30 protein-coding genes are annotated in these 25,472 nt (G+C 36.8%); 13 read left to right on the top strand and 17 right to left on the bottom strand.

Annotation, left to right across the window (positions count from 1 at the left end; all coding sequences use genetic code 11):
• The first annotated feature begins 14 nt into the window (after positions 1–14).
• From scpA to LKL37_RS20540, 8 genes are all read left to right on the top strand, one after another.
• Complete coding sequence (scpA, locus tag LKL37_RS20575; protein WP_431612294.1) at positions 15–2,135, top strand: methylmalonyl-CoA mutase; 2,121 nt, start codon at positions 15–17, stop codon at positions 2,133–2,135.
• 40 nt (positions 2,136–2,175) lie between these two features.
• A complete protein-coding gene (locus LKL37_RS20570) occupies positions 2,176–2,754 on the top strand; it encodes a M28 family peptidase (RefSeq protein ID WP_431612293.1) in 579 nt (192 codons plus the stop codon).
• Entirely contained in the window at positions 2,747–3,163 is a 417-nt protein-coding gene (locus LKL37_RS20565; protein WP_431612292.1) for a hypothetical protein, read from the top strand. Before LKL37_RS20570 ends, LKL37_RS20565 begins: the two co-directional genes overlap by 8 nt.
• 408 nt (positions 3,164–3,571) lie before the next feature.
• A complete protein-coding gene (locus tag LKL37_RS20560) occupies positions 3,572–4,306 on the top strand; it encodes a hypothetical protein (protein ID WP_431612291.1) in 735 nt (244 codons plus the stop codon).
• A 27-nt stretch (positions 4,307–4,333) separates the two neighbouring features.
• Complete coding sequence (locus LKL37_RS20555; RefSeq protein ID WP_431612290.1) at positions 4,334–5,725, top strand: RtcB family protein; 1,392 nt, start codon at positions 4,334–4,336, stop codon at positions 5,723–5,725.
• A 67-nt stretch (positions 5,726–5,792) separates the two neighbouring features.
• Entirely contained in the window at positions 5,793–6,119 is a 327-nt protein-coding gene (locus tag LKL37_RS20550; protein WP_431612289.1) for a hypothetical protein, read from the top strand.
• Positions 6,103–6,492: a peptide chain release factor-like protein gene (locus tag LKL37_RS20545; RefSeq protein WP_431612288.1), complete on the top strand. Its 390-nt coding sequence runs from the start codon at positions 6,103–6,105 to the stop codon at positions 6,490–6,492. Before LKL37_RS20550 ends, LKL37_RS20545 begins: the two co-directional genes overlap by 17 nt.
• The gene (locus LKL37_RS20540; protein ID WP_431612287.1) at positions 6,479–6,985 is read left to right on the top strand and encodes a tetratricopeptide repeat protein; all 507 of its coding nucleotides are present in this window, start codon (positions 6,479–6,481) and stop codon (positions 6,983–6,985) included. Before LKL37_RS20545 ends, LKL37_RS20540 begins: the two co-directional genes overlap by 14 nt.
• Positions 6,986–7,032: 47 nt before the next feature.
• Here LKL37_RS20540 and LKL37_RS20535 read toward each other — a convergent pair whose 3' ends face one another.
• Both LKL37_RS20535 and LKL37_RS20530 read right to left on the bottom strand, forming a co-directional pair.
• Positions 7,033–7,320, bottom strand: coding sequence for a c-type cytochrome (locus LKL37_RS20535; protein WP_253316597.1), 288 nt, complete (start codon positions 7,318–7,320; stop codon positions 7,033–7,035).
• A 19-nt stretch (positions 7,321–7,339) separates the two neighbouring features.
• Positions 7,340–7,633 (bottom strand): c-type cytochrome, encoded by a 294-nt coding sequence (locus LKL37_RS20530; protein WP_431612286.1) that lies wholly within the window; start codon positions 7,631–7,633, stop codon positions 7,340–7,342.
• A 199-nt stretch (positions 7,634–7,832) separates the two neighbouring features.
• Between LKL37_RS20530 and meaB the strand changes: the two genes are divergently transcribed.
• Positions 7,833–8,825, top strand: coding sequence for a methylmalonyl Co-A mutase-associated GTPase MeaB (gene meaB, locus LKL37_RS20525; RefSeq protein WP_431612285.1), 993 nt, complete (start codon positions 7,833–7,835; stop codon positions 8,823–8,825).
• Here meaB and LKL37_RS20520 read toward each other — a convergent pair.
• Positions 8,822–9,370, bottom strand: coding sequence for a DUF4251 domain-containing protein (locus tag LKL37_RS20520; RefSeq protein WP_431612284.1), 549 nt, complete (start codon positions 9,368–9,370; stop codon positions 8,822–8,824). The genes meaB and LKL37_RS20520 overlap by 4 nt on opposite strands.
• A 105-nt stretch (positions 9,371–9,475) precedes the next feature.
• On the opposite strand from LKL37_RS20520, the gene LKL37_RS20515 reads away from it, so the two are divergent.
• Together LKL37_RS20515 and LKL37_RS20510 are read left to right on the top strand one after the other, a co-directional pair.
• The gene (locus LKL37_RS20515; RefSeq protein ID WP_105703512.1) at positions 9,476–10,282 is read left to right on the top strand and encodes a M48 family metallopeptidase; all 807 of its coding nucleotides are present in this window, start codon (positions 9,476–9,478) and stop codon (positions 10,280–10,282) included.
• Between the two features lie 86 nt (positions 10,283–10,368).
• Positions 10,369–10,680: a hypothetical protein gene (locus LKL37_RS20510; protein WP_105703511.1), complete on the top strand. Its 312-nt coding sequence runs from the start codon at positions 10,369–10,371 to the stop codon at positions 10,678–10,680.
• 37 nt (positions 10,681–10,717) lie between these two features.
• Here the strand turns inward: LKL37_RS20510 and LKL37_RS20505 are convergent, their stop codons facing one another.
• From LKL37_RS20505 to LKL37_RS20450, 12 genes are all read right to left on the bottom strand, one after another.
• Positions 10,718–11,329 (bottom strand): outer membrane beta-barrel protein, encoded by a 612-nt coding sequence (locus tag LKL37_RS20505; RefSeq protein WP_431612283.1) that lies wholly within the window; start codon positions 11,327–11,329, stop codon positions 10,718–10,720.
• Positions 11,313–12,134, bottom strand: coding sequence for an ABC transporter ATP-binding protein (locus tag LKL37_RS20500; protein WP_431612282.1), 822 nt, complete (start codon positions 12,132–12,134; stop codon positions 11,313–11,315). Before LKL37_RS20500 ends, LKL37_RS20505 begins: the two co-directional genes overlap by 17 nt.
• Complete coding sequence (locus tag LKL37_RS20495) at positions 12,134–12,886, bottom strand: MlaE family ABC transporter permease (RefSeq protein WP_431612281.1); 753 nt, start codon at positions 12,884–12,886, stop codon at positions 12,134–12,136. The genes LKL37_RS20500 and LKL37_RS20495 overlap by 1 nt, the downstream gene beginning before the upstream one ends.
• 74 nt (positions 12,887–12,960) lie before the next feature.
• Positions 12,961–14,331 (bottom strand): exopolysaccharide biosynthesis polyprenyl glycosylphosphotransferase, encoded by a 1,371-nt coding sequence (locus tag LKL37_RS20490; RefSeq protein WP_431612280.1) that lies wholly within the window; start codon positions 14,329–14,331, stop codon positions 12,961–12,963.
• Positions 14,332–14,373: 42 nt separating this feature from the next.
• A complete protein-coding gene (locus LKL37_RS20485; protein WP_431612279.1) occupies positions 14,374–15,003 on the bottom strand; it encodes a 7-carboxy-7-deazaguanine synthase QueE in 630 nt (209 codons plus the stop codon).
• Between the two features lie 7 nt (positions 15,004–15,010).
• Complete coding sequence (locus tag LKL37_RS20480; protein ID WP_105703505.1) at positions 15,011–15,895, bottom strand: bifunctional 5,10-methylenetetrahydrofolate dehydrogenase/5,10-methenyltetrahydrofolate cyclohydrolase; 885 nt, start codon at positions 15,893–15,895, stop codon at positions 15,011–15,013.
• Between the two features lie 20 nt (positions 15,896–15,915).
• Positions 15,916–16,740, bottom strand: coding sequence for a class I SAM-dependent methyltransferase (locus LKL37_RS20475; protein WP_105703504.1), 825 nt, complete (start codon positions 16,738–16,740; stop codon positions 15,916–15,918).
• 3 nt (positions 16,741–16,743) lie between these two features.
• Positions 16,744–18,384: a glucose-6-phosphate isomerase gene (gene pgi / locus LKL37_RS20470; protein ID WP_431612278.1), complete on the bottom strand. Its 1,641-nt coding sequence runs from the start codon at positions 18,382–18,384 to the stop codon at positions 16,744–16,746.
• Between the two features lie 207 nt (positions 18,385–18,591).
• On the bottom strand, positions 18,592–19,197 hold the full coding sequence (locus LKL37_RS20465) for a hypothetical protein (protein ID WP_431612277.1): 606 nt from the start codon (positions 19,195–19,197) through the stop codon (positions 18,592–18,594).
• The gene (locus tag LKL37_RS20460; protein WP_431612276.1) at positions 19,187–19,696 is read right to left on the bottom strand and encodes an RNA polymerase sigma factor; all 510 of its coding nucleotides are present in this window, start codon (positions 19,694–19,696) and stop codon (positions 19,187–19,189) included. Before LKL37_RS20460 ends, LKL37_RS20465 begins: the two co-directional genes overlap by 11 nt.
• A 24-nt stretch (positions 19,697–19,720) precedes the next feature.
• Positions 19,721–20,596 (bottom strand): TraB/GumN family protein, encoded by an 876-nt coding sequence (locus tag LKL37_RS20455; protein ID WP_431612275.1) that lies wholly within the window; start codon positions 20,594–20,596, stop codon positions 19,721–19,723.
• A gap of 156 nt (positions 20,597–20,752) precedes the next feature.
• On the bottom strand, positions 20,753–21,664 hold the full coding sequence (locus tag LKL37_RS20450) for a DUF4349 domain-containing protein (RefSeq protein WP_431612274.1): 912 nt from the start codon (positions 21,662–21,664) through the stop codon (positions 20,753–20,755).
• Between the two features lie 208 nt (positions 21,665–21,872).
• Here LKL37_RS20450 and LKL37_RS20445 point away from each other — a divergent pair, with 208 nt between their 5' ends.
• On the top strand, positions 21,873–23,231 hold the full coding sequence (locus LKL37_RS20445) for an acyl-CoA dehydrogenase family protein (RefSeq protein ID WP_431612273.1): 1,359 nt from the start codon (positions 21,873–21,875) through the stop codon (positions 23,229–23,231).
• 74 nt (positions 23,232–23,305) lie between these two features.
• Here the strand turns inward: LKL37_RS20445 and LKL37_RS20440 are convergent, their stop codons facing one another.
• Positions 23,306–23,683, bottom strand: coding sequence for a DoxX family protein (locus LKL37_RS20440; protein ID WP_431612272.1), 378 nt, complete (start codon positions 23,681–23,683; stop codon positions 23,306–23,308).
• Between the two features lie 155 nt (positions 23,684–23,838).
• On the opposite strand from LKL37_RS20440, the gene LKL37_RS20435 reads away from it, so the two are divergent.
• Positions 23,839–24,084 (top strand): bacteriocin-like protein, encoded by a 246-nt coding sequence (locus LKL37_RS20435; protein WP_431612271.1) that lies wholly within the window; start codon positions 23,839–23,841, stop codon positions 24,082–24,084.
• A 119-nt stretch (positions 24,085–24,203) separates the two neighbouring features.
• Here the strand turns inward: LKL37_RS20435 and LKL37_RS20430 are convergent, their stop codons facing one another.
• A complete protein-coding gene (locus LKL37_RS20430) occupies positions 24,204–25,316 on the bottom strand; it encodes an AI-2E family transporter (protein WP_431612270.1) in 1,113 nt (370 codons plus the stop codon).
• Positions 25,317–25,472 lie beyond the last annotated feature (156 nt).

Below are 25,472 nucleotides of genomic sequence, written 5' to 3'. Positions count from 1 at the left end.
CAAAAATAATTGGAATGCGAAAGACAATTTCTGTGAAAAAACCGGATTTTAGTGTATCACCTCAGGAAAGAGAGATTTACAATTTTGAAAAAGACGGGCTTGAACTTAAGTCATCCTATGAAAAAAAAGATGTAAAAGATGAATCCTTAACGCAGACGTCTCCGGGAATCGCTCCCTATCTGAGAGGACCGTATTCCACCATGTATGTTCAAAAGCCATGGACAGTTCGCCAGTATGCCGGGTTTTCTACCGCCGAGGAATCCAATGCTTTCTACAGAAGAAATCTTGCCGCAGGACAAAAAGGACTTTCGGTAGCATTTGACCTCGCAACACACAGGGGATATGACTCTGACCATTCACGAGTGGTAGGAGATGTAGGAAAAGCAGGAGTTGCCATTGATTCTGTGGAAGACATGAAAATCCTTTTCAATGAAATTCCATTAGATCAGATCTCAGTATCAATGACAATGAATGGAGCCGTTCTTCCCATTTTGTCTTTCTATATCGTGGCCGCAGAAGAGCAGGGTGTAAAACAGGATCTGCTTTCAGGAACCATTCAGAATGATATTTTGAAAGAGTTCATGGTAAGAAATACCTATATCTATCCGCCGGCACCTTCCATGAAGATTATTGCAGATATTTTTGAATATACTTCGCAAAACATTCCAAAATTCAATTCTATTTCTATTTCCGGATACCATATGCAGGAAGCTGGTGCTACTCCGGTTCTTGAAATGGCCTATACATTGGCAGATGGTCTTGAATATGTAAGAACAGGAATAAAAGCCGGAATGAATGTAGACGATTTTGCTCCCAGACTATCTTTCTTCTGGGCAATCGGGATGAATCATTTTATGGAAATTGCTAAAATGCGTGCCGCAAGATACATTTGGGCAACCCTTTTAAAACAGTTTAATCCTCAGAATCCAAAATCTCTGGCATTAAGAACCCATTCCCAAACTTCCGGATGGTCTTTAACAGAGCAGGAACCTTTCAATAATATTACAAGAACAGCAATAGAAGCTTTATCTTCAGCATTAGGAGGAACACAGTCTCTCCATACCAATGCGCTGGACGAAGCCATTGCTCTTCCTACAGACTATTCAGCAAAAATTGCAAGAAATACACAGATCATTCTTCAGCAGGAAAGCGGAATATGTGATGTGGTAGATCCAATGGGAGGAAGTAACCTCGTAGAAAGCCTTACTCAGCAAATGATTGAAGAAGCGATGAGGTATATTGATGAGGTAGAGCAGGAAGGAGGAATGACTAAAGCGATTGAAGCCGGAATTCCAAAAATGAGAATCGAAGAAGCTGCAGCGAAAAAGCAGGCTAAGATTGATAGCGGTGAAGAATTCATTATCGGAGTGAATTCATTCAAATCCTCATTAAAACAGGATCAGATAGAAATCTTAGACATTGATAATACAGAGGTTCGCAGAAAGCAGATTGAAAGATTGAATACCATCAAAACTGTTAGAAATGCCGATGCTGTTGAGCAAATCCTGAATGAAATCCGCGAAAGCGCCAAAACAGGAAAAGGAAACCTGTTGGCATTATGTATTGAAGCGGCAAGAAGAAGGGTTACCCTTGGTGAGATGAGTGATGCGATGGAAGAAACCTTTGGAAGATATAAAGCAAATATTAAAACAATCTCAGGTGTATACGCAATGAATGCCGGTAAAAACGAATACTTTGAAAAAGCCCTTAATCTGACTCAGAAATTTGAAGAAGAAGAAGGACGCCGCCCAAGACTAATGGTAGCCAAAATGGGACAGGACGGACACGACAGAGGAGCAAAAGTAGTAGCAACCGCATTTGCCGATATGGGGTTTGACGTAGATGTTGCTCCATTGTTCCAGACACCGGAAGAAGTAGCTAAACAGGCTGTAGAAAACGATATTCACATTCTGGGAGTTTCTTCATTGGCTGCTGGACACAAAACATTAGTTCCTCAGGTAGTGGAAGAATTATCCAAACTGGGAGCAGATGATATTACAATCGTTGTAGGAGGAGTAATTCCACAACAGGATTATGAATTTCTGTATGCCAATGGTGCTGACTTTATTTTTGGCCCCGGAACCAACCTTCCGAAATGTGCAGTGGAAATTTTGGAAAAATTTTTAGAAAAATAGACAGAAAAGCTTTAATTTCAGTACAGAAATTAAAAACACTATGAATCTGAAAAATATAATAAAGCCTACGAGAAAAAAACTGTTTCTTCTTGTAGGCTTATTTATTATTACCGGGGTTTTCCTGTTAGGTTCAGGTAAGGAAAATATACTGATACAAAGTTCGCGGGTTGTAGCAGACACCGCTATGGTTAAAAAGCATTTGACGGCACTTACCCAAACTCCACAATTCCGTAATCATAAAAATATTGACCAGCTGAATGCAGTTGCAGACTATATCCATCAAACTTTTAATACATATGGTGACAGTACCTCTTATCAGGAATACGAAGTAGACGGAAAAGTTTACAAAAATGTTATTACTTCCTTTGGAACAGAAAATACTAAGCGCATCATCATAGGAGCACATTATGACGTTTGTGGAGACCAGCAGGGTGCAGACGACAACGCTACCGGAGTTACAGCCCTTTTGGAGCTGGCAAGAATGCTGAAAGGGCAGAAGCTGAACTACAGAGTAGATCTTGTTGCTTACACACTGGAAGAACCTCCTTATTTCAGAACCGAAAATATGGGAAGCTACGTTCACGCAAAATATTTAAAAGACAATAATATCGATGTGTAATGGAATGGCCAGCGTGGAAATGATTGGATATTTCAGAGATGAAAAGGGATCACAGAGCTTTCCTTTAGGGATCCTTTCATGGTTTTACGGTGATAAAGGAGACTTTATTACTTTAGCTAAAAAGTTCAGTGGGGCAGGTCCGTTTGTAAAAAACTTTATTAGCAATTTTAAAGGTTCAAAGCAGATCAAAGCAGAAACTTTTTCAGCACCTAAATTTGTGGCTGGAATAGACTTTTCCGATCATCTCAACTATTGGAATTTTGATTTTCCGGCACTCATGATTACGGATTCATCTTTTTTCAGAAATAAAAATTATCACGAACCTACAGACACTCTGGAAACCCTCGATACAAAGAGAATGACAAAGGTAATTGATGCCATTTTCCTTAGCATTATTCACCTTAAGTGAAAAAAATATTTTGATTATCAGAAAAATGTATATATTTGCACCTGAAAATCAAGTTTAACCAATTAAAAAACAACGAAGCAATGTTCAATACAAAACAGAATTCTACAGTTGGATTGCCACTTATGGTGGTAAGGCTTCGCGGTTTGGTACATTCTTAGAATAACAGTACAATGAAATATCAAAACCCGAAGTCGTAGAGATTTCGGGTTTTTTATTGCGCAATATTTCAAACTTCAAGTTTCCCCGAAATCTTTTTTAGTGTCATTAAAGACAATACAGAGTGAGGTTTACTCTTCAAAACTGTTAGTGTCTATTATTAATCCATTCAACTAGTATTTTAGTTGATTAAAAGCTGTGTGAGATAAAACAATTAAGTTTCTATGATCTCACATCAGACTTCTGTTCACAATGGAAAATGATAACCTTCTGCATTTCCGCCTGAGAAGCGCAAGAAGCAGAAAAAGAACAATTAGAAAAGATGTAGAAAAGCAGATAAGAACAAAATACAAACGTAGTAGAGAACTCTGGAAAATAAGAAGAAATCTTCCGTTGATACCATTAGATAAACCTTATCAAAAAGGATTTGTAAGATTCTTTGTCGTAAGGGATGATGTAAAACAATCCAGGGACGGAGATTTTTTCGAAGGAATTTTAAAGAAGATAAATACCTATATGTATTCTGATAACCGAAAATTTCTAAAAAAGAAAAGAAAGTTCGGAAGAAAGATATATGTAGAAAGAGAACAGAAGCTCAGGTATATTACTTCATTTTCCTGGAATTACCCAAAATGGGAACTTACCGACAGAGAAAGACAATACTTTGAAAAGAAGGATGATTATTGTCCTGTCCGTAAAATATTCGGAACCTACTACAAATTTACCGAACCATGGAGATTTACTCTGAGAGTAAGGCCCAACATGATTACTCATTACAAACCCTTGGATCTGGAGCTGGAAAAAGAATATGCAGCACTGGATTCCTATTTGGGACAGTATAAGGTAATAGGGATTATGCATAAAACGATTTTATGTAAGTCAAATCCATGGAAAGAAAGGTATCAAAGAGAACTTATCAAAAGCAGGAAATATGCAACCTGCACAATGTCTGCAACAGAGATTGCAGAAAGCTTACAGGACGTATAAGTCCAACTGTTATTTAAAACAAAAACAATGGGAAATTTAAAACTAAAAGGAAAAGATATATTAAAACTGGGCTATCCAAATAACCAAAGCGTAAACGTAGCATTGGAAGTCATGAAAAGAAATTTTGCAACAAAGAATATTCACCACGTAAAATCTCTTTTAAAGGAAATCCTGCTGAATCCGGAAGAATTTGAAAAAGATCTCACCTTCGGACAAATTGCAGAAACCCTGCTTTCATCCAAAAAAACAGAAAAAAGAATGCTGAATTCACAGCGTGCTTCCTTTCAGATTTTTGGAAACAATATTTCAGAAGAGGCAAAAAATCAGTTGTACACTGCTTTGAAACTGCCTATTTCTACTCAGGGAGCATTAATGCCAGATGCCCACAGCGGATATGGACTTCCAATAGGAGGTGTTCTGGCAGTGGAAAATGCGGTAATCCCCTACGGAGTAGGAATGGATATTGGCTGTAGAATGAGCCTCAGTATTTTGGATACACCCATTTCATATCTTGAAGGAGCAAGAGATAAATACGAAAAAGCACTTGCTGAACATACAAAATTCGGAATGTATGAAACGCATAAATCTCACATAGATCATGAGATTTTCGAGAGAGATACATTCGATATGATCCCGATCTTAAGAAGATTGAAGGGAAAAGCCATCAAACAGATGGGATCCTCAGGCGGAGGAAATCACTTTGTTGAATTCGGAGAAGTAGAAATCACCGAAGAAGATGAACAAATTGGCCTGCCAAAAGGAAAATATCTGGGAATACTTTCTCACAGCGGTTCGAGAGGCCTCGGAGCAGAAATCGCACAGTATTATTCAAGAGTGGCAACAGAACAGTGTCCGTTACCGAAAGAAGCTCAAAACTTCGCATGGCTGGACCTTAGTACCCATCTTGGTCTAGAATACTGGACGGCAATGAATCTTGCCGGGGATTATGCTTCAGCCTGCCATGATGATATTCACAGAAGGCTGGTAAAAGCAGTCGGTGGAAGAGTAAAAGCCAGAATTGAAAACCATCACAACTTTGCATGGAAAGAAATCCATAACGGCAAAGAAGTGATTGTTCACCGAAAAGGAGCTACTCCTGCCAATGAAAATGAATTGGGAATGATCCCGGGATCTATGACGGCAAAAGGATTTATCGTTCGTGGTAAAGGAAATCCGGAATCTTTGAATTCAGCATCACATGGCGCAGGAAGAGCGCATTCAAGAGGAGAATGCAGAAGCCTTTTTACTCAGCATGATATCAAAAAAGAATTGAAATTGAAAAATGTCACGCTCATGGGCGGGAATGCAGAAGAAGCGCCTATGGCCTATAAAGACATTAATGAAGTGATGAATGCACAGAGCGAATTGGTAGATATTCTGGGAACATTCCAGCCAAGAATTGTGAGAATGGACAGATAATTAGTCTAATACTTTACAACCTTATAGGTTTCTAAAACCTATAAGGTTTAAAATGTTCAATTAAAAAATGGAAAAATTAATACAGATCACTTCAGGAAGAGGGCCTTTAGAATGCCAATGGGTTGTAGCCAAGGTTCTGAAGACCTTTCTTGAAGAGGCAAAACAAAATACAATAGAATACGAAATCATTCATCGTGAAAACGGTGATGAAAACCTGGCATTAAAATCAGTTACCCTGCTTTTAAAAGGAAAGGAGCTGCCCTCGTTTTTAAAAAGCTGGCTGGGAAGCGTCTGCTGGATTGGGAAAAGTACATTCAGAAAACTGCACAAAAGAAGCAATTGGTTTATCGGGGTTTTTGAACTGGAAAAATATAAAAATGATCGATTTCAATGAAAAAGATATCCGGTTTCAGACTGCGAGAAGTCAGGGGAGTGGAGGACAAAACGTGAACAAGGTGAATACCGCTGTGCGTGCCACTTATATCCCTACCAATGAAACTGTTTTTGTACAGGATTCCCGTTCACAGCTGGAGAATAAAAAACTATCTGTTATCAGGCTTAAAGAAAAGGTAATGGCAGTTTATATCCAACAACTCGAAAGAAAGCTAAAAGATACCTGGTCTCTTCAGATGCAGGTAGAGCGCGGAAATCCGGTTCGTACATTTTCAGGAACAGATTTTAAAAAGAATTACGAAGACAGGACATTCAAAAAACAAAGGAGTGCCTTGAAAAATGAACTCAAAAACTACAAAAATGACCTTAACTAAAAGTAAATATTATTTTGAAGCATTAGACTACTTCCCATTCAATCTTTCTGAGTGCATGGATGCGCTGAACTATGCCTTATCCTACGAACCAGAAGATGCAGACAGCCTTTGTCTGATGGGAAGGGTATATTCGGAAGAATTAAAGGATTATGAAACCGCAAAAAGATACTTTGATGAAGCTATGCAGAACAATATCGGAAATATCAATACCCCCAAATATTATATCGAATGTCTTTTGAGTAATGAAGATTACAAAGAAGCAGAAAAATTAATTGAGTTTGCTCTAAAGCTAAAAGGAATTGACAAATCAGAAATCCTGAACTGTCTGTCCCTTCTTCAGGAAAGAAACTTTGAGTACAAACAGGCTTTGGCAACCCTTAAAGAAGCCAAAAAATTTGCTTACAGCCGTGCAGCACTTGAAGTCATTGAAGACAGAGAAAAATTTGTCAAAGCAAAGGTCACCAGAACACGAACCGTAAAAAAGGCAGAATAATCTTGTTTTTGGCTTATACTTAAAAAAATAAGCTTTCATTAGAAAGCTTATTTTTTATTAACAGAAATTAGATAATCATACACCATTTGATGTTGATCATCAGTCAGTTTAGCCTTTGGAGCCATTCTGCTTAAAGTGTTGATCCATCCCTTGTCGTCATGCTTGGTAGGTTCTGGAAGCTTATGACACTTTGCGCAGGAGTTCTCAAAAATGGTCTTTCCTTGTGTCAATTGCTCAGATGAGGTATACTTTGGACCTGTTACAGCCACACTTTTTGGTCCGCATGACACCAGAAACGCTGATGCTGCAATGCCGCTTAAGATAAGTTTTTTCATACCCTATTTTGTTTAATGATTATTTTTTTACAGAAACAATGTAATCATAGACCCATTGGTGCTGCTCATCCGTCAGTTTTGCTTTTGGAGCCATAGAATTCATGATTCCTACCCATTGTACTGGATTGTGTGAAGCAGGATCAGGCAGTTTATGACATCTTCCACAGGAGTTTTCAAAAATAGTTTTCCCCTGAGCAATCTGTTCTGCAGTAGATGTAGAGGTTCCTGCAGCAGCAGCGGATGTAGAAGCTTTCGGCGTACAGGAAACCAGCATAATAGCAGTAAACGAAGCCGCAGCAATGAGTTTTTTCATGTTTCTTCTTTTTGAGATATAACAAATGTAATAAATTCCTTAAGCCGTTGATACAGGGTGTTCTAGTTTTAATTTAGAAGAAATAAAAACTAAATTCATGAAAAATTGATAATCTCAGACAAAGACAATTTAGGTCTTTTGTATCATCATTATGATCGAAGTATTGACCATTCCCATTTTAATTATTAATTTTGAATCAATGAAATTTTCCACAGAAGAGCTAATAGACGGAATACAGTCAGGAAACAAACGCCTGATTGCAAAAGCTATTACATTAGTTGAAAGTAAAAAAGCAGAGCACAGAGTACAGGCAGAAGAGCTTCTTAAGAAGATTATGCCCCTTACCGGCAACTCTGTGAGGGTAGGCGTAACGGGAGTTCCCGGAGCCGGAAAATCCACTTTTATAGAAAATTTCGGACGATTGGTTATTGCTCAGGGCAAAAAAGTAGCCGTCTTGGCAATAGATCCAAGTTCTGCGATCAATAAAGGGAGTATTTTGGGTGATAAAACCAGAATGGAAGAATTGGCCAAAGAAGAAAATGCATTCATACGTCCTTCCCCAAGCTCGGGTTTTCTGGGCGGTGTAGCCAATACTACATTTGAAACGATGATGATCTGCGAAGCCGCAGGCTACGATTATATTTTAATAGAAACCGTAGGAGTAGGGCAATCAGAAGTTCTTGTTGCTGATATTACCGATGTTTTCTTATTTCTTAAAATTATTGGTGGCGGAGACGAGCTTCAGGGGATCAAGCGCGGTATCATGGAAATGGTAGACCTTATTTTCATCAATAAAGTAGATCAGGACAATCTCCAGAAAGCAAAAAATACAAGACTGGAATTAAAAAGAGCCTTAGACTTTATTCCGCCTAAAGAAAAAGGGTGGAAAATTCCCGTTTTATTGGGTTCTGCACTTTTTAATGAAGGATTGAAGGAAGTTTATGATACTATCTTCGAATTTATTGATCTGAAAAAAAAATCCGGACGTTTTGAAGAAATTCGTGTTCAACAGGCCGAGAAACGCTTTGAATATTGGGTTCAGGAATATATTTTATCCCTGATGAAAAAGAGTAATGCTGTGGAAGAAGCTTACCACATGCACAAAAAAAATGCTTCAGCTATGGTTTCCAATCCAAGTACTGAAGCAAAATTATTTGTTGAAAAATTCTTATCTAACGAAAACAGGGATTAAGGTTTCTCTTTTTCCTGCTTTACCTGCGTTTTTGAAACATATCCGTCGTACGAGATCGGTTGTCTGTCGTTACTTCTCATAGAAACGAAAGCTTTACCATTTTTAAAGATCTCGATATTCACTTCATCAATGGTTCTTACATCGTTCGGTTTGAACTTTAAAGTCCATTTTCCTTTTGTATTCTGAGTTTTATTAACTGTAAAATCTTTTGATGTGAATCTGTAACTGTTGTCTCCGGCATTTCCATAAGAGGGGTTGAAAACCCTTCCGAAATAAGGCAGTACTACATCCAGTGTGTTTTTACTGACATCAATGGTATAATCTCCGTTCAGGTTAAGTATTCGTGTAGCAGTAGCGTTAGGCATTGAATTCATGACATTAATAACGTCATAATTCGTAGGGTTGGCTCTTTCTGCATGAAATGTAAACTCCTGAGAATTTACTAAAGCGTCCACTGTTTTCGGATCTAATGAGCCTTGTGATGCACAACTTTGAAAAAAGAACAGGAATCCAAAAATCATCAATAAAGAAATATACTTTTTCATAATGAAATAATTATTAAATTTAAACAGCAAAATGTATGCAAATATATTCTTTCTGAAATATTTTGGAATAAAAATTGTTAAGGTTGAGTTAATAACACACAAACTATGAAAGTTACACATCTATTAGGAATGGGGGCTATTGCTCTTTCGGCTGTTGCCTGTACTACAAACCCGATTACAGGAAGGTCTTCTTTACAGCTGGCCAACAATTCGGAGATTTTAACAATGTCTTCTCAGGAATACAAGACGACATTGTCTAAAGGTAAAGTGATTACCGGTACAGCAGATGCAAAGAGAGTGGTAAATGTAGGAAACAGAATCAAAAGTGCGGCGGAAAGATATTATCAGAGTATAGGAAGATCAGCAGATCTTGCCAGCTACAACTGGGAATTTAATCTTCTGCAAAGCACCGAGTTGAATGCCTGGTGTATGCCTGGTGGTAAAGTAGCAGTTTATACCGGAATATTACCGGTAACAAAAGACGACAACGGACTTGCCGTAGTAATGGGACATGAAGTTTCTCACGCATTGGCAGGCCACGGAAATGAAAGAATTTCACAAGCAATGGTAGCTCAGTATGGAGGTGCTATCCTTGGAGGAACAATTTCAAATTCACAATGGGCAAGTGTTTTCCAGAAGGTATATCCTATCGGTTCACAGGTTGCTTTATTGAAATACGGAAGAGGTCAGGAATCTGAAGCTGATGAAATGGGGCTTTACCTGATGTCTATGGCAGGATATGACCCGAGAGCAGCAATTCCTTTCTGGAACAGAATGGAAGCAGCATCTACAGGATCAAGACAACCTGAGTTCTTATCTACCCACCCTAACCCGGAAACAAGAATTTCAGATATTAATAAGGATCTTCCGAAAGCTTTAGAATATTATAAGGCTGCGGGAGGAAAAATATAATTAGAATTTTAATCTTGAATAAGGCCTTATTAAATTTTTAGTAAATTTGGTAAGGCTTTTTTATGTAACCACCTAAACACAATATTATGAAGAGTTTATCAATTACCGGACTTATACTTTTAGCCGTTTCTGCATTGCTTTTTTATCTTACAACTGATTTTGCCGTAGAACAAATAAAAATTTCCCACATTATGGGAATGATGGCTGGAGTTGGAATAGGACTTATCATTGGGGGAATGGTAGGATATCTGAGCAAAGGAAGCGCTATGAAAGCGGAACAGAAGAAAAAAGAATTCAAACAGCTGCAGAAAGACAAAGAAGAGCTTGAAAAGCAAGCTGCAGAAATTGCAAAACGCCAGGCTGAGCTTGAAGAACAAAATAAAAACCCTCAAATATAGATTTGAGGGTTTAAAGTTGTTATTTTCGAAATTTAATTTAGAATTTATATCCTAAACCTACCATAAACAGGTTAGGTCTGTTATCATATCTGATTTCCGAACCGGAAACTTTGTTGATAAAATTTCTTTCGTCTTTACTGAAAGCGCCTTCATATCTTGCATTGACAAGAAACTTTTTGATTTCAAGCTGAGCGCCAAACTGATATCCTACTGTAAAGTCATTTTTAGCATTCTCTTTAAAGTCGTTGTAAGTATTGTCCTTGTTTAAGTTAAAACTTCCCACAGGTCCTACAAAAACTCCCAGCATATTTCCTAAAAGGTTGTATCCCAAAAGAACGGGAACATCTATACGGTTGCTTTTTACATCAAAAGTAGTATTCTCCGTAGTGAACTCGTTTTTGAAATGAGTATAATAGATCTCCGGCATCACAAACAATGAAGTAGGAAGACCTACCTTTAATGAAAGTCCCACATTGAAACCTACATTATTTTTACCCTTCCCGTCAATGGCATCATTTACTGTTCCTTTAATATTGGACCAGGAAGGTGAGCCGGTTGGGAAAATTAAGTTGGCCTTGCCTGCCAGTGAAATTTGTGCAGAAGCCCACATTGAAAACCCTAATAACGCTATACTAAGTACCTTTTTCATTATCGTCTATTTTTGTATTTGTAGTTGTATTTTCAATCGTTTTATTATTCTCAAGTAAATATTCTCTCAGCTCTTTAAACAGTTCTGAAGAATAAACGAAATCAATCAGATTTTTATTGCCTGCAGTAATCAGGATGTCTTTATTACCTTCCCATTCTTTGATTCCCAATCGTAGGTATACAATTTTCTCGCCAATCGTCATTACAGAGTTCATATCGTGAGTATTGATGATGGTGGTGGTATTATATTCTTTTGTGATTTCATAAAGAAGATCATCAATGATCTTCGAGGTGTAAGGATCCAGCCCGGAATTGGGTTCATCACAGAACAGATATTTGGGATTGTTGACAATAGCTCTGGCAATAGCCACCCTTTTCTGCATTCCTCCTGAAATTTCGGAAGGGTATTTTCTGTCCGCTTTATCAAGATGTACTCTTCCTATTACTTCAAAAACCCTTTTCTTTTTCTCTCTGTAGGTAAGATTGGTAAACATATCGAGAGGGAACATAATATTTTCTTCCACCGTTAAGGAGTCGAATAAAGCACTTCCCTGGAATACCGTCCCAATTTCTGAACGAAGATGCTGTTTTTCTTCTCTGTTCATGGTGTTTACATTCCTGCCGTCGAATAAAATTTCTCCGGAAGAAGGCATATAAACATTCAATAAACTTTTTAAAAAAACAGTTTTTCCGGAACCACTCTGCCCTATGATTAAGTTTACTTTTCCTTTATCAAATGAAGTTGAAATTCCCTTAAGCACTTCAACATCATCAAAACTTTTCTTAAGATCTTTTACCTCAATCATTAGCTTAATATTAATTGGGTTAAAATTAATTCGGAAATGATAATAAATACCATTGTCCATACTACAGCCTGTGTACTGGCTCTACCGACTTCCAAAGATCCTCCTTTTACATTGTATCCGAAATAAGAAGGTACAGTAGCAATGATAAAGGCAAAAACGGTTGTTTTGGTAAATGCATAGTAAATAAACAGATTAGGCATATACATTTGGATACCAACAATATAGTCGTTTTCTGTCCAGTTTCCTGTTAAAATCCCGGCAATATAGCCTCCGCCAATACCAAATACAATACTGATGGCAATGAGAAGAGGATTAAAAAGCATACAGGCGATGATTTTAGGAAATATCAGAAAATTGGGTGAGTTTACTCCCATAATATCCAATGCATCAATCTGTTCAGAAACCCTCATAGTTCCGATACTGGAAGCAATATATGAACCTACTTTACCTGCGAGAATCAAACTGATAATGGTAGGTGCGAATTCTAAAACAAGAACCGCTTTCGTAGCATATCCTACAAATGAAGGTGGAATGGGGAAGGAAGAAGCATCAAAGTTGTTAAACATTTGAATGGCAACTACAGCCCCCACAAATATAGAAGTGAAGACTACAAGTCCGAAAGAATTTACTCCCAAATCATTAATTTCTCTCATGAACAGCTTCCAGAATACTCTCATTTTCTGAGGTTTCTGCAGGGATTTCCCCAAGAGAATCATATATTCTCCTATGGCTGTGAAAAACTTTTTTAACATACTGCTAAATTAGACTTTTTTATTGAATTGGGCTAGAGTCGAAAATAAGACTAAAGCTTAGTTTTGTGTTAAAATTATTTGGCATTTTTGTCTCCGCCTATAACCAGTAAAACGGTTTTTAAAATAATAACCAGGTCAAGTACAAAACTCCAGTTTCTTACATAGAAAGCGTCTGCCAGAAATCTTTTTTTCATTTCTACTTCCACATCTCCGAAGTCACCACGCAGTCCGTTTACCTGTGCCAATCCTGTGATACCAGGACTTACCATACTTCTTAAGCTGTATCTCCCGATTTTTGGTTTATAATAATTATCTACAGAAAGCATATGAGGACGCGGCCCTACTACAGACATTTCACCTTTTAATACATTAATAAACTGTGGAAGTTCATCAAGGCTGGTTTTTCTTAAAAATTTGCCCACTTTGGTAATTCTGGAATCATTTACCGATGTTGTTTTGGTAGTAGACTCATCATTCACAACCATTGTCCTGAATTTAAAACAATTAAATACTTCTTCATGGAAACCATATCTTTTCTGAAGGAAAAATACAGGGCCTTTGGATGTTGTCTTAATAAAAATTGCAATAATCGGGAATACCCAGGAGCAGATTAAAACCAGTATAATAATCGAAAAGAAAATATCAAAAGTTCTTTTCATCAAAAAATTAGAGTAATAATCCAGTGAATATCTTGCCTGGTTAAGCACCGGCTGGGTTTGTATATAACCAAGATCATACAGGAAAAAATCGCTTTGTGTGATACTTGGAATGAGTGAAATATGAATTTTATTATCCTCTGCCAACTTGAAAATTTCATTTTCAAGACGTTCATCATATGAATTCTCCATAGACAAAAATAAGGTATGAATCCCGTTTTTCTTCCAGAAAGCAACCAGTTCATCGATGTTGATATCAGAGCTTTCGTATTCAAATATCCTGTATCCATAATCTTTACGGTCTATGAAGATATTCTTCAAGATCTCCGTAGACAAATGGTCTCCTAAAAACATTACATTCCTGTAGTTGGCTCCCAGTGATCGTAAATATTTGATTGCGAAATAGATCAGTGATTTTGCTAGGAAGATGAAAATAAATAGATAAAGCGAAAGCCAATAGATATCTGAATTGAAAAAAACATTGTTACTTACCTTTCCTATAAGCAGTACGCCAAGTATAAAAAAGAGAAAATGGATTAAAAGGCGTTCAAGAAACAATGTATAGGTAAGGTTTCTCGGGATATTGTAGATTTTTGTCCTACCACTTAGAAGCACCCAGAACAAAAACAACAGAATCAGAGAAAAAGTATTCTGATACCAGGTTTCTTTATTGTATTTTAAACTTTCGTTTCTGCTTATAAAAAAGAATATGAAGATAGATGCAATAACCATGAGGTCAAGCAACATAATGATCGATTTCAGGTATCTGGAGTATCGAATTCTCTGCATCTATCGGTATTCTAACGGTAAGACACGCTAATTTAAGCTTTTTTACGGTATATTCAGATATTTGTGAGTCTGAACTGAAGCCTGCCATTCCGGGTGTTCCAGAATGAAGTCTGTGATCTTAGGATACATGTCATTTCTCTTGCTCCATTCACTTTGAAGATAAAGCTTACAGTTTTCCGAAACTTTTGCAGCCTGTTCCTGTGCAAACGTAAAGTCATGCTGGTTGAAGATAATTACTTTAAGCTCATGGGCTTTTTGATAAATTTCTTCTTTAGGCAGTCCTGTTTTCTTTGGTGAAAGAGTGATCCAGTCCAGCTGTCCGCTCATGGGATAAGCTCCTGAAGTTTCGATATGCACTGTGCATCCCAGCTCTTTCAGCCTGGAAGTCAGTATGTCTAAATTCCACATAAGGGGTTCACCACCCGTCAGTACAATTGTTTTACAATGCTTCGCAGCCATTTCTGCAATTTCTACTGCATTCATCAGAGGATGGAGGTTCGGATCCCAGCTTTCTTTTACATCACACCAGTGACATCCCACATCACAACCTCCCAGCCTGATAAAATAAGCGGCTTTCCCGGTGTGAGCTCCTTCTCCCTGTAAAGTGTAAAAATGCTCCATTACAGGGAGCATTTTACCTTCTTTTAATAAAATATCTTCTTCTTTATTCATTTTAAAATTAGTCGTTATAGACCGAAGTTTTATAAGCAATGATGGTATTTTTCATCAACATTGCTCTTGTCATTGGGCCTACTCCTCCAGGTACCGGAGTAATCCAGCTTGCTTTTTCTGCACAGCTGTCAAAATCTACGTCACCTGCAAGGTAATATCCTTTTGGAGAGTCATTATCTACTCTTGTAATACCTACGTCAACAATTACTGCTCCTTCTTTGATCATATTTCCTTTTAAGAAATGAGGATCTCCCAAAGCGGTAATTACGATATCTGCTTTTCTCGTATATTCTTCGATATCTTTCGTGTATGAGTGTGTAAGGGTAACAGTAGAGTTTCCGGGGAAATCTTTTCTTCCCATCAGAATACTCATTGGTCTTCCTACAATTTTACTTCTTCCGATAATTACACAGTCTTTTCCTTTGGTTTCAATATTATATCTTTCCAATAATGTTAAAATACCGAAAGGAGTTGCTGGTAAGAAAGTATCCATCTCAAGCGCCATTTTTCCGAAGTTTTCAGGGTGGAAACCATCCACGTCTTTTCTTGGATCAATTGCATTGATAATTTTTTCCTGATCAATCTGGTCTGGTAGAGGCAACTGAACGATAAATCCGTCTACTGCTTTAGATTTATTAAGTTCATCAATTTTTTCCAATAGTTCAGATTCCGAAACTGTACTTGGAAATTTGACTAAGCTGGATTGAAATCCTACTTCCTCACAGTCTTTCACTTTAGCATTTACGTAAGCTTTGCTTGCTCCATTATTTCCTACAAGAATAGCAACCAAATGCGGTGCTCTTCTTTTGCTTGCGAGAATCTTTTCTACTTCAACCTTGATCTCTGCTTTAATTTCTTTGGATACTTTAAGTCCGTCAAGAATTTCTGCCATTTTTACTTTTTTACTTTTATTTAGATTTTATTGAATACAACGATATCCTGAAATTCATCAGCCCCTTCTTTCTTTACATCATTTCTCCAGAAACCTCCTTTTATTGTGGTTACTTTCAGTCCGGCTTCATTAGCCATTTGATTCAGTAATGGTATACTTACAGCAATGTTTGCCGCAGTTACCTGATCATCCATTAATTTATAGCCTTCATATTGATGAGGAAAATGCATGCTGCCCGCTTCAGTTTTATCATCATCATAGAGAAAAAATGTGGCTAAGCATTGTCCGTCATTTTTTAAGACCCTGCTTATTTCTTTCAAATACTGTTTAATCTCGGGGATTTGCATGTGAGTAAAAACCGAGAACAGAAAAGCTTTATCAAACAGAGCATTTTCATAAGGAAATGTAAAATTCTCAGCCTTTTGACTGAAAGTATTATACAAATCATTATAGATTGGGGTGAATTTAAAATTGAAATTAGGATACTTGCTGTGAATGTGCTTATCACACCAGGAAATTCCTTTGGCAACAGCATCAAACCCATCATAAGTTCCTTTGTCAATAAATCCGGTTAAAGCTACAGCGGTTCTCCCAATTCCGCATCCGATATCCAATACATGATCTGTATTGCCGAGTGAAATGTATTTTTTCAATGCATTCATCTGTCGGATCCCATGGGGAATAAAATCACTGCCCCCTACATAAATATCTCCCTTTTTAGGCTCATTTTTAGCCCTTTTTCCAATGATTCCTTCATAAAGATCTATAGGAAAATAAAAAATTTTTCTTCCTAAAAGTCTAAAACCGGGAGGTAGTTTATAATAATATGATCTTAATGCAGACATCTGCTATTTATTTTCTTTATAGTAATTGATCAATCCATTGGTAGAACTATCATGAGAGCTTATTGCTTCATTGTTCTCCAATTCAGGAAGGATTTTATTGGCTAATACTTTTCCTAATTCCACTCCAAACTGGTCAAAGCTGAAAATATTCCAGATTACTCCCTGAACGAAAATTTTGTGTTCATATAAAGCAATCAGCTGTCCTAATGAAAAAGGAGTTAATTCTTTGAATAATATGGAGTTAGTTGGAGTGTTTCCGTGAAAGACTTTGAAATTAAGCAGTCTGTCTATTTCTTCATCAGATTTTCCTGAATTTCTAAGTTCTTCTTCTACTTCTTCTTCCAGTTTTCCGAAGGCAAGTGCTTCAGTCTGAGCGAAAAAGTTCGCTAATAATTTATCCTGATGATCCGAAACTTTGTTCGGACTTTTTGTATAAGCAATAAAGTCTGCCGGAATCAATTCTGTTCCCTGGTGGATTAACTGATAGAATGCGTGCTGTCCGTTTGTACCCGGCTCTCCCCAGATAATCGGTCCGGTTTCGTATTCTACAAACTCTCCGTTTCTGTCCACACATTTTCCGTTACTTTCCATATCTCCCTGTTGAAGATAAGCTGCAAACCTATCCAGATATTGAGAATACGGTAGGATGGCATAAGTAGTGGCTGCATAGAAATTACGGTACCAGATTCCTAAAAGTCCCATTAATACAGGAACGTTTTCCGAGAAATCTGCTGTTTGGAAGTGTTGGTCTGTATCAAAAGCACCCCTTAGAAGCTGTTCGAAGTTTTCATATCCTACAGAAAGAACAATACTTAGTCCGATAGCACTCCAAAGAGAGTATCTTCCGCCTACCCAATCCCAGAACTCGAAAATATTTTCTTCTGCAATTCCAAACTTTTTAACTTCTTCAATATTAGTAGATAAAGCTACAAAGTGCTTTGCTACATCTTCCTGTTTTCCAGCTTTAAGGAACCAGTCTTTAGCAGAGTTGGCATTCGTCATTGTTTCCTGAGTGGTAAATGTTTTGGAAGCAATGATGAATAAAGTGGTTTCAGGATTTAAATTCTTTACCACTTCTGCGATATGATTTCCGTCCACATTGGAAACAAAGTGAGCGTTTAATCTTGTTTTAAAATGCTTTAAAGCAGAACAAACCATTACAGGACCCAAATCTGATCCTCCAATTCCAATGTTTACCACATCTGTAATCTCTTTTCCACTGAAACCTTTATGCTCTCCTGAAATCACTTTTTCAGAAAATGATTTCATATGCTCAAGAACTCTTTTGATCTGTGGCTTAATGTTTTCCCCATCTACAAGAATCTCACGATCGGAAAAATCTCTTAATGCCGTGTGCAGTACAGCTCTTCCTTCTGTTTCATTGATTTTATCACCAGAGAACATTCTTGAAATAGCATCTTTTAGCTGGCTTTCTTCGGCCAACTGTAATAAAAGATCCTTTGTTCTTGAATCAATTAAGTTTTTAGAATAGTCAAAAAGGTAGTTGTCTTTTTGCAGGGAAAACTCGTTAAAGCGGTTCGGATTGTATTGGAAAAGGGTTCTAAGATCAAAATCATTTCCCCCGAAGTGTTCGTCAAGTGCTTTCCAGCTGTTAGTTTGTGTTGGATTTATTTTTGATAGCATATTGCAGAATTTTTATCTTTCAGAAAATGATGTATCGGATGAAAAATAACTGACAATCCATAATCATTTATTTCTGATTTGCAAATTTACGGAAAAATAAAACCTCAGATAAATTTGAAGACGATAAATAACATTTTTTTAAAGAACAAAACCTCAGAGTTCATCTGAGGCTTTATAAAAAGTGTTTTATGATAAGGATTTAAGATTTTATTCATCCATTTCGTTCAGAATATTTTCTAATTTTTTAGCGCTTCCTCCATAGATATATTTTGTCCATAGAACGATACTAATAATGACTCCCAAAGTCCCTAGCAGTACAGCGATGATTAATCCCTGTTGTTGAGAAGAGGTTAGTTCTGTTAATGATTTTCCATGTTTTTCCATCATGTTATAAATCGCCAGTCCTATTGTTACTAAAAAGTGAGGAAGCAATAAAAAACCAAAAGACTGGTATCGTTCCATATTCAGGCGCAGTTCATGGTATATCTTCCAAAGGCTGTTTTTGGTGTTTCCGGTGTAGAGTTCTGTCTGCTTGTAGAATTTATAAAATCCTAACAGATAGTAAGATGAAATAACCACCATCATGGTATAAGATATATAGTAAATAATGTACTGTGAAGATGGAAATTTAAACTGAAGAGGAAAAAAAGCAATGAGAATAATAGCAAGAATCTGCATCGGAAACTCTCTTTTCATATTTTTCTGAATCTTTTCTATAGGATGTTTACTTTCTTTTAATTGCTGTATGGTGTCGGGAATATTGACATCGCTGTCTTCTTTATTCCACTGTTCTTTTAATTGATCAAAATTCATAGCCTGATTTTTTTATGATTTGCTGTATTTTTTCTTTTGTTCTGTTGAGTTTTACGCGGGCATTGCCTTCACTGAGTCCTAAATTATTTCCAATTTCTTTATGTGACATCCCTTCCATGAAATAAAATATGACAGCTTTTTCTAAGGAATTCAGTTCCTGAACGGCATTGTAAAAAATTTCCAATTGCTTGTCCTTTGTTGGATTATAATCTTCCTGCTGTACTTCAAAATGGGAGGGAGTATCTGCATGATTATTAGATCTCTTTTTTTCCTTTTTTAAATATGTAATTGCGGTATTGATGGCAACCCGGTACATCCAGGTAGAAAATTCACTGTTCCCTTTGAAATTCTGATAGGATTTCCAAAGCTGGATAAGAATTTCCTGCTGCAGGTCTTCCCGGTCTTCTACAGAATCTGCATAGATCCGCGAGGCTTTATATAAAATCCCTTTGTGCTGGTTGACAAGCTTTAAAAAAGCAGTTTCAGTTGGATTACTCACAGTCGTTTCATGGTTTGGTTAGGATTATAAACTTGATACTGGTTTTACGGTGTAACCTTTTGCCTGAAGAAGAGGAATAATTCCGTTTTTGCCCATAAGATGAGACCCACCGACTGCAAAGAAGGAACCTTCTTTTTTCATCATTTCCGGCATTACTTTTACCCAGTTTTGATTTCTGTCGGTCAACATTGCTTTTTCCTGTTGAGCATTCATAAATCTTTCATCCTTGAAAAGAGTATAAAGTGACTGTGCGTTTTCATTTTTAAAAGCCTCAATCATCTGTCTGAACAATATTTCATATTCCTTATCCATTTTCAGTTGGGCAATGGTGCTTTTCAGATCATAGGCTTTGGTAATGGCTTTCATCTGATCATCCACTTTTTCCAGTCCTTTGATGCTTTTCTTGTCTTTTATTGCTTTCTGCAGAAGTTCCATTTCGTAAAGCTTTATTTCAGTCTTTGGACAAGGAATTGCTTTGGTGGAAAGCAGAGCATAAAGTGACTGAGGACTTGAAGAGTCAACACTTTTCAGATCAGTTCCGTAATTAGCGAGAATCGTATTCAATTCTTTAGCTTCTTCGGGAGAAAGCTGATCAGATATTTTTTTATCGGTCTGAAACATTTTTTGCAGTGACATCATTTCAGCAGGATCTGTATAATTGATTTCCATGACAAAGTTGTCAGATTTCTCAAGAGCTTTCAATACCTTATGTTTAATCTCAAAATCTTTACTGCATAAGATATGAAAAGTTCCGGTAATGTAAGATGGTTTAGTGAGGCCGTTCCCTGAGACTTCCCAAAGCAGGCTGTTGTCTTTTCCGGTGTTTGTATCCTGTGCTTTTGTGGTCATGGTGCTCATTGATAATAATGCTGCGAATCCAAGTTTTATTAAATTTTTCATGGTATTAATTTTTTTGATTTTCTGTTCTTTTAATCAGTAGGTAAAACAGGAGTTACAATCGTTACAGTTTTTTTCAAAAAAAATAAAAACCTCCCGAAAACAGGAGGCCGTAAAATCTAAAATTATGATGATAACCAATTGGTTAGGATAGCTTTTTTATTCCTGAATTTTTGAATGTCCAGGTTTTGAAATTTTTCTTTTTCTTAAAAAATAGATGACTGCAGCAGCAATTAACAAAAGAGGCCATACATTGATGAGAGCCACTATGATTCTCTGAATCAGATAGAATCCGTATACAAAACCATCTTTAGCATCATAGATAAAATTATATTTATACTTATTGTCAATGCTTGTTGTGTTGGTAACAGCAATTTCAGCAATACGCAATTGAGGTTCTTTGATGTAGATGTCTATGGTGCTGTATTTCAGGTCATCTGTCATATTCATACTTTGCAGCTTTTGAAGATTCCCTTCGGACATATTTTCATTGTCCAGCGTTACTTTATCTTTATTTGTTTTAAGTTTACTGATATTCTCAGAAGTTTTTTGATTTCTTTTTCCTTCCAGTTCAGAATATTTGATATTGGCCGTTACGTCTTCTGCATTAATGGATCTTGAATTAAGAAATAATTTATTGGTATTGATTGCTGTTAAAAGTTCACCGAGCTTTTCTGTAGGAATGCGTACCTGCATTCTGTTTTCAGTCTGATATTTTTTTACCAGCATAGCCTCTTCATTAGACGTATTGTAGGTGTTTTCAGAAACCACATTACTTTGAAGATTACTATTGGTGACAAATCCTCCAAGCTCCTGTACCGATTTTTCAATAGCGATGGTTGCATTGTATACATCTTTTACTTCCATACTCACATCTGCCGTTTTAATAAACTGTTTGTCTTTTACTTTCATATCTGCAACCGATGAGATGCTGTCTGATATAACAGCCGCTGCTGAATCTGTAGTAGCATAGGCTTCAAGATCTGTAGAAGAAACTTCTCCTTTTTTACATGAATAAATGCCTAGTAAAAGAACAGCGGATAGAGATAATTTAATGTAAGTGGTTTTCATAGCGTTGATTTTTATTGTTTTCCTGAAGTCAAAGTTCAGCCAGGATCTTTTGTAACGCTTGAAAATCAAAAGTAAATAGTTTGTAAATAAAATATGATGTTTTAATTGGTTGAAATTAAGTGTTTTGTAAAATAGTATTGAGCTCTGGCCACTACTTTCGGAGCAATTTTTGCTTATCTTTTACAAACCAAAACTACAATCTATCATTATGTCAAATACCTTTTCCAAAATCAGAAACGCAATAGGACTATTCACATCCATAGATTTTGATCAGCTAAGTGCCATTTCTCAAAAAGTAGATCTGCCAAAACTGATGCATAATTTTTCAAAACTGGATGATAAACAGCTTTCCGGGCTTATGAAAATGCTTGATCCGGAAAAGAAAAAGAAAGAACTTCCTCCTATTGATGGAGATTTTTATGATATCTACCATACCCTTACTCCTGAACAACGCGAAATTCAGCTGAAAGTAAGAGCATTCATGGAAAAAGAAGTCAAACCTCTGGTGAACCATTACTGGCTAAGGGACGAATTTCCTTTTGAATTGATCCCGAAATTTCAGAAACTGGATATCTGCGGTGTTACCTATGAAGGGTATGGCTGTCCCGGAATGCCTTTCCTGATGGAGGGTGTTATTGCGATGGAAATGGCAAGAGTGGATGCTTCCATTGCTACATTCTTCGGAGTACAATCTGGATTGGCAATGGGTTCTATTTATATCTGCGGATCTGAAGAACAGAAGCAAAAATGGCTTCCACAGATGCAGAAATTTGAAAAAATAGGAGCTTTCGGGTTGACAGAACCGGAAGTAGGTTCCGGAGCAGCAGGCGGACTTACCGTAACCTGTAAAAAAACACCAGAAGGCTGGGTTCTTAACGGACAGAAAAAGTGGATCGGGAATGCTACTTTTGCTGATCTGATCATTATTTGGGCAAGAGACCTGGACAGTGGGGAAGTGAAAGGATTTATTGTAGAAAAAGACAATCCGGGATATTCCGTAGAAAAAATAAAAGGGAAAATGGCTTTAAGAATTGTTCAGAACGGGTTGATCACTTTAAAAGACTGTTTGGTAACCGAAGAAAACCGTTTGCAGAATGCCAATTCCTTTAAAGATACAGGAAAAGTACTGAGAATGACCAGAGCAGGAGTGGCATGGATGGCCACAGGTTGTGCACGTGGAGCTTACGAAAGTGCTCTGGATTATACCCGAAAAAGAGAACAGTTCGGAAGGCCTATTGCTTCATTCCAAATGATTCAGGGGCATCTGGTAGAAATGCTGTCAAATCTTACTGCGATGCAGACTATGGTATTCAGATTATCTGAAATGCAGGATGAAGGAATTTTAAAAGATGAACACGCTTCTTTAGCTAAAGTTTTCTGTACCCTCAGAACAAGAGATATTGTTTCCAGAGCAAGAGAAGTACTTGGAGGCAATGGAATTCTGCTGGAGTACGACGTAGCCAGATTTGTTGCTGATGCAGAAGCTATTTATTCCTATGAAGGAACAAAAGAAATCAATTCATTGATTGTAGGACGCTCCATTACAGGCTTTAGTGCTTTTGTGTAGGGAACAGGGAACAGGTAACAGAAAGAAGATAATAGGTTGTAGGCAATGAGACCTGCAACCTATTATCTGTCACCTTATGAAACTAAATGTTTATATTTCTCTTTGTTGTCAATAAGTATCCAAAGGTTGATCAGGAACATCACCCCGGCAATGCCCATTCCCATTGGAGATTTGTCCATAGTGAATACATGGGTAACGATTCCTACCATGACAGGTAAAATAACAATAGCTCCCAATGCTCTTGTTTTTGGAAAGATAAATAATAATCCGCCAATGACTTCTACGATCCCCACTAATGGCATCAACCAGCTGATTTCTCCAAAAGCAGCGAAAAGTTTCATCTGCTCAGGAGTAGGTTTCTCCATTGGCATATAATTAAAAAACTTGTTTAATCCGGCATTAATAAACATAAGCCCGAAAAGTAAGCATAAAATGAATTTTATTATTTTCATGATTGATGATTTTATATCAAATGTAAAATAAAAATAGGATATTCTGTCTCTGGATTAGCATAAAATATAAAATCAATTGTTAATGTACGTTAATTAGTGTTTTTGTATAATTTTAATTCTATATCTTCGGGGTACAAACAAAAACTAATAAAGTCATGTTAAAAAATCTAAAAAAATTAAACCGTACGGATTTAAGAGAAATCCAAGGGGGAGGTGGAATTGGAAAATGCGATATAGGACCGATAGGATGTCCATGTAAAATTCCACCAGGAGATCCTTGCTTAGGAGGAGGAGGAACGCCGCCGCCACCGGATTATGGATACTGCCCGGATATTCAAGGTTATATTCTATGTACAGAAACCTGTCCAAACGGAATGAGCCCATATTGTGCTCTTCCTTAATAAATAAAAAAGACTGTCTTGAAAAAGGCAGTCTTTTTTATTCTATATATTCAAAGTTAGAGTTATATCAATTATTATCCATTGCCTATAACCCATTACTTATTACTCATTATTCATGATCAGTCCATTTCCTTCAGCGTAATATTCTTGGATATCTTATAACTCTTTTTCTTTTTATGAGGTTTCTGTTCTTCCCCGAGTAATCTTCCCCAAGGTTTGAGATCTTCCACTCTTTCACAGATGATTTTTATAATCGCAATGGCTGGAATACACAGGAACATTCCTGCAATTCCCCAAAGATGTTCTCCTAAAAGAATACCAATAAATGAAAATAAAGCATTGATCTTCACTTTGGATCCAACCACAAATGGAAGAACAATATTTCCGTCAACTGCATGAATCGCAATATAACCCAATGCAACATAAATACATGTAGAAGGAGTTGAAGTGGCAAATGCAATAAAACAGGAAATTAAAAGAGAAATAAAAATTCCCAGATATGGAATGACGTTTAGTAATCCTGTCAGAACACCTAAAAGTATAGCATATTTCACTCCCAGAATTGTAAGAAGGATTGATGTAAGAGTAGATACGATAATCACCTGTAGAAAAAGTCCGAAGATATATTTCTTGGTCATAACACGAATCTCACTTACGGCCTCCTGTACACTCGCTTTATGTCTTTCGTTAAAAACAGTAACGATAAAATTATTTAAAAGCCTTCTGTAATTTAAAATAAAGATAAAAAACAGGGTGAAAAATATAATAAACCCAAATCCTGTTGAGAATATACCAAAAGTAAAACCTAAAATCATTCCTGAAGAAGATAAGAGTTTATTCAATCCCTGGTTGATATAATCTACCTGTTCATCCACCTTCACATTAAATGTTTTGGAGACCCAGTGCTGCAAACCATTAAAAACAGTTGTGAACTGTTCTTTAAGGTGGGGAAGATCCTTGCTAAAATCAGAGAGCTGATTGGTAAAGAAATAAATGATTCCGCCTAAAATGATCAGCATAATGAATACCGAGGTCATTGTAGACATTGATCTTGGGAATCTTAATTTTCTTTCCATAAAAGTTGCAGCCGGTAAAAACAGCATAGCCATCAGGAAAGCAAGGAAAAAAGGAGCTAAAATACTCTGTCCTAATGCCAAAAGATAGCCAAGGCCAATGATGGAAATCACCACAAGCGTAAGCTTGACAAGGAAAGGAAGTCTAAGAAAATTCATAATCTATAAATATGCGGTGTGGAATAAAATTAAGGAAACCCTTCTGAATTGAAAAATTTTTATTCAATTCTTCGGAATTATCTAGTGTTCAGCAAATTTTATTCCACCCGGTAAGCAAAACTAAGCTTTTTATGTATAAAAACAGAAACACGCCCT

The organism is Chryseobacterium sp. 'Rf worker isolate 10' (genome assembly GCF_050753305.1).
In the GTDB taxonomy this organism is placed as follows: Bacteria; Bacteroidota; Bacteroidia; order Flavobacteriales; family Weeksellaceae; genus Chryseobacterium.
This window is presented reverse-complemented; position numbering and strand designations above follow the sequence as displayed.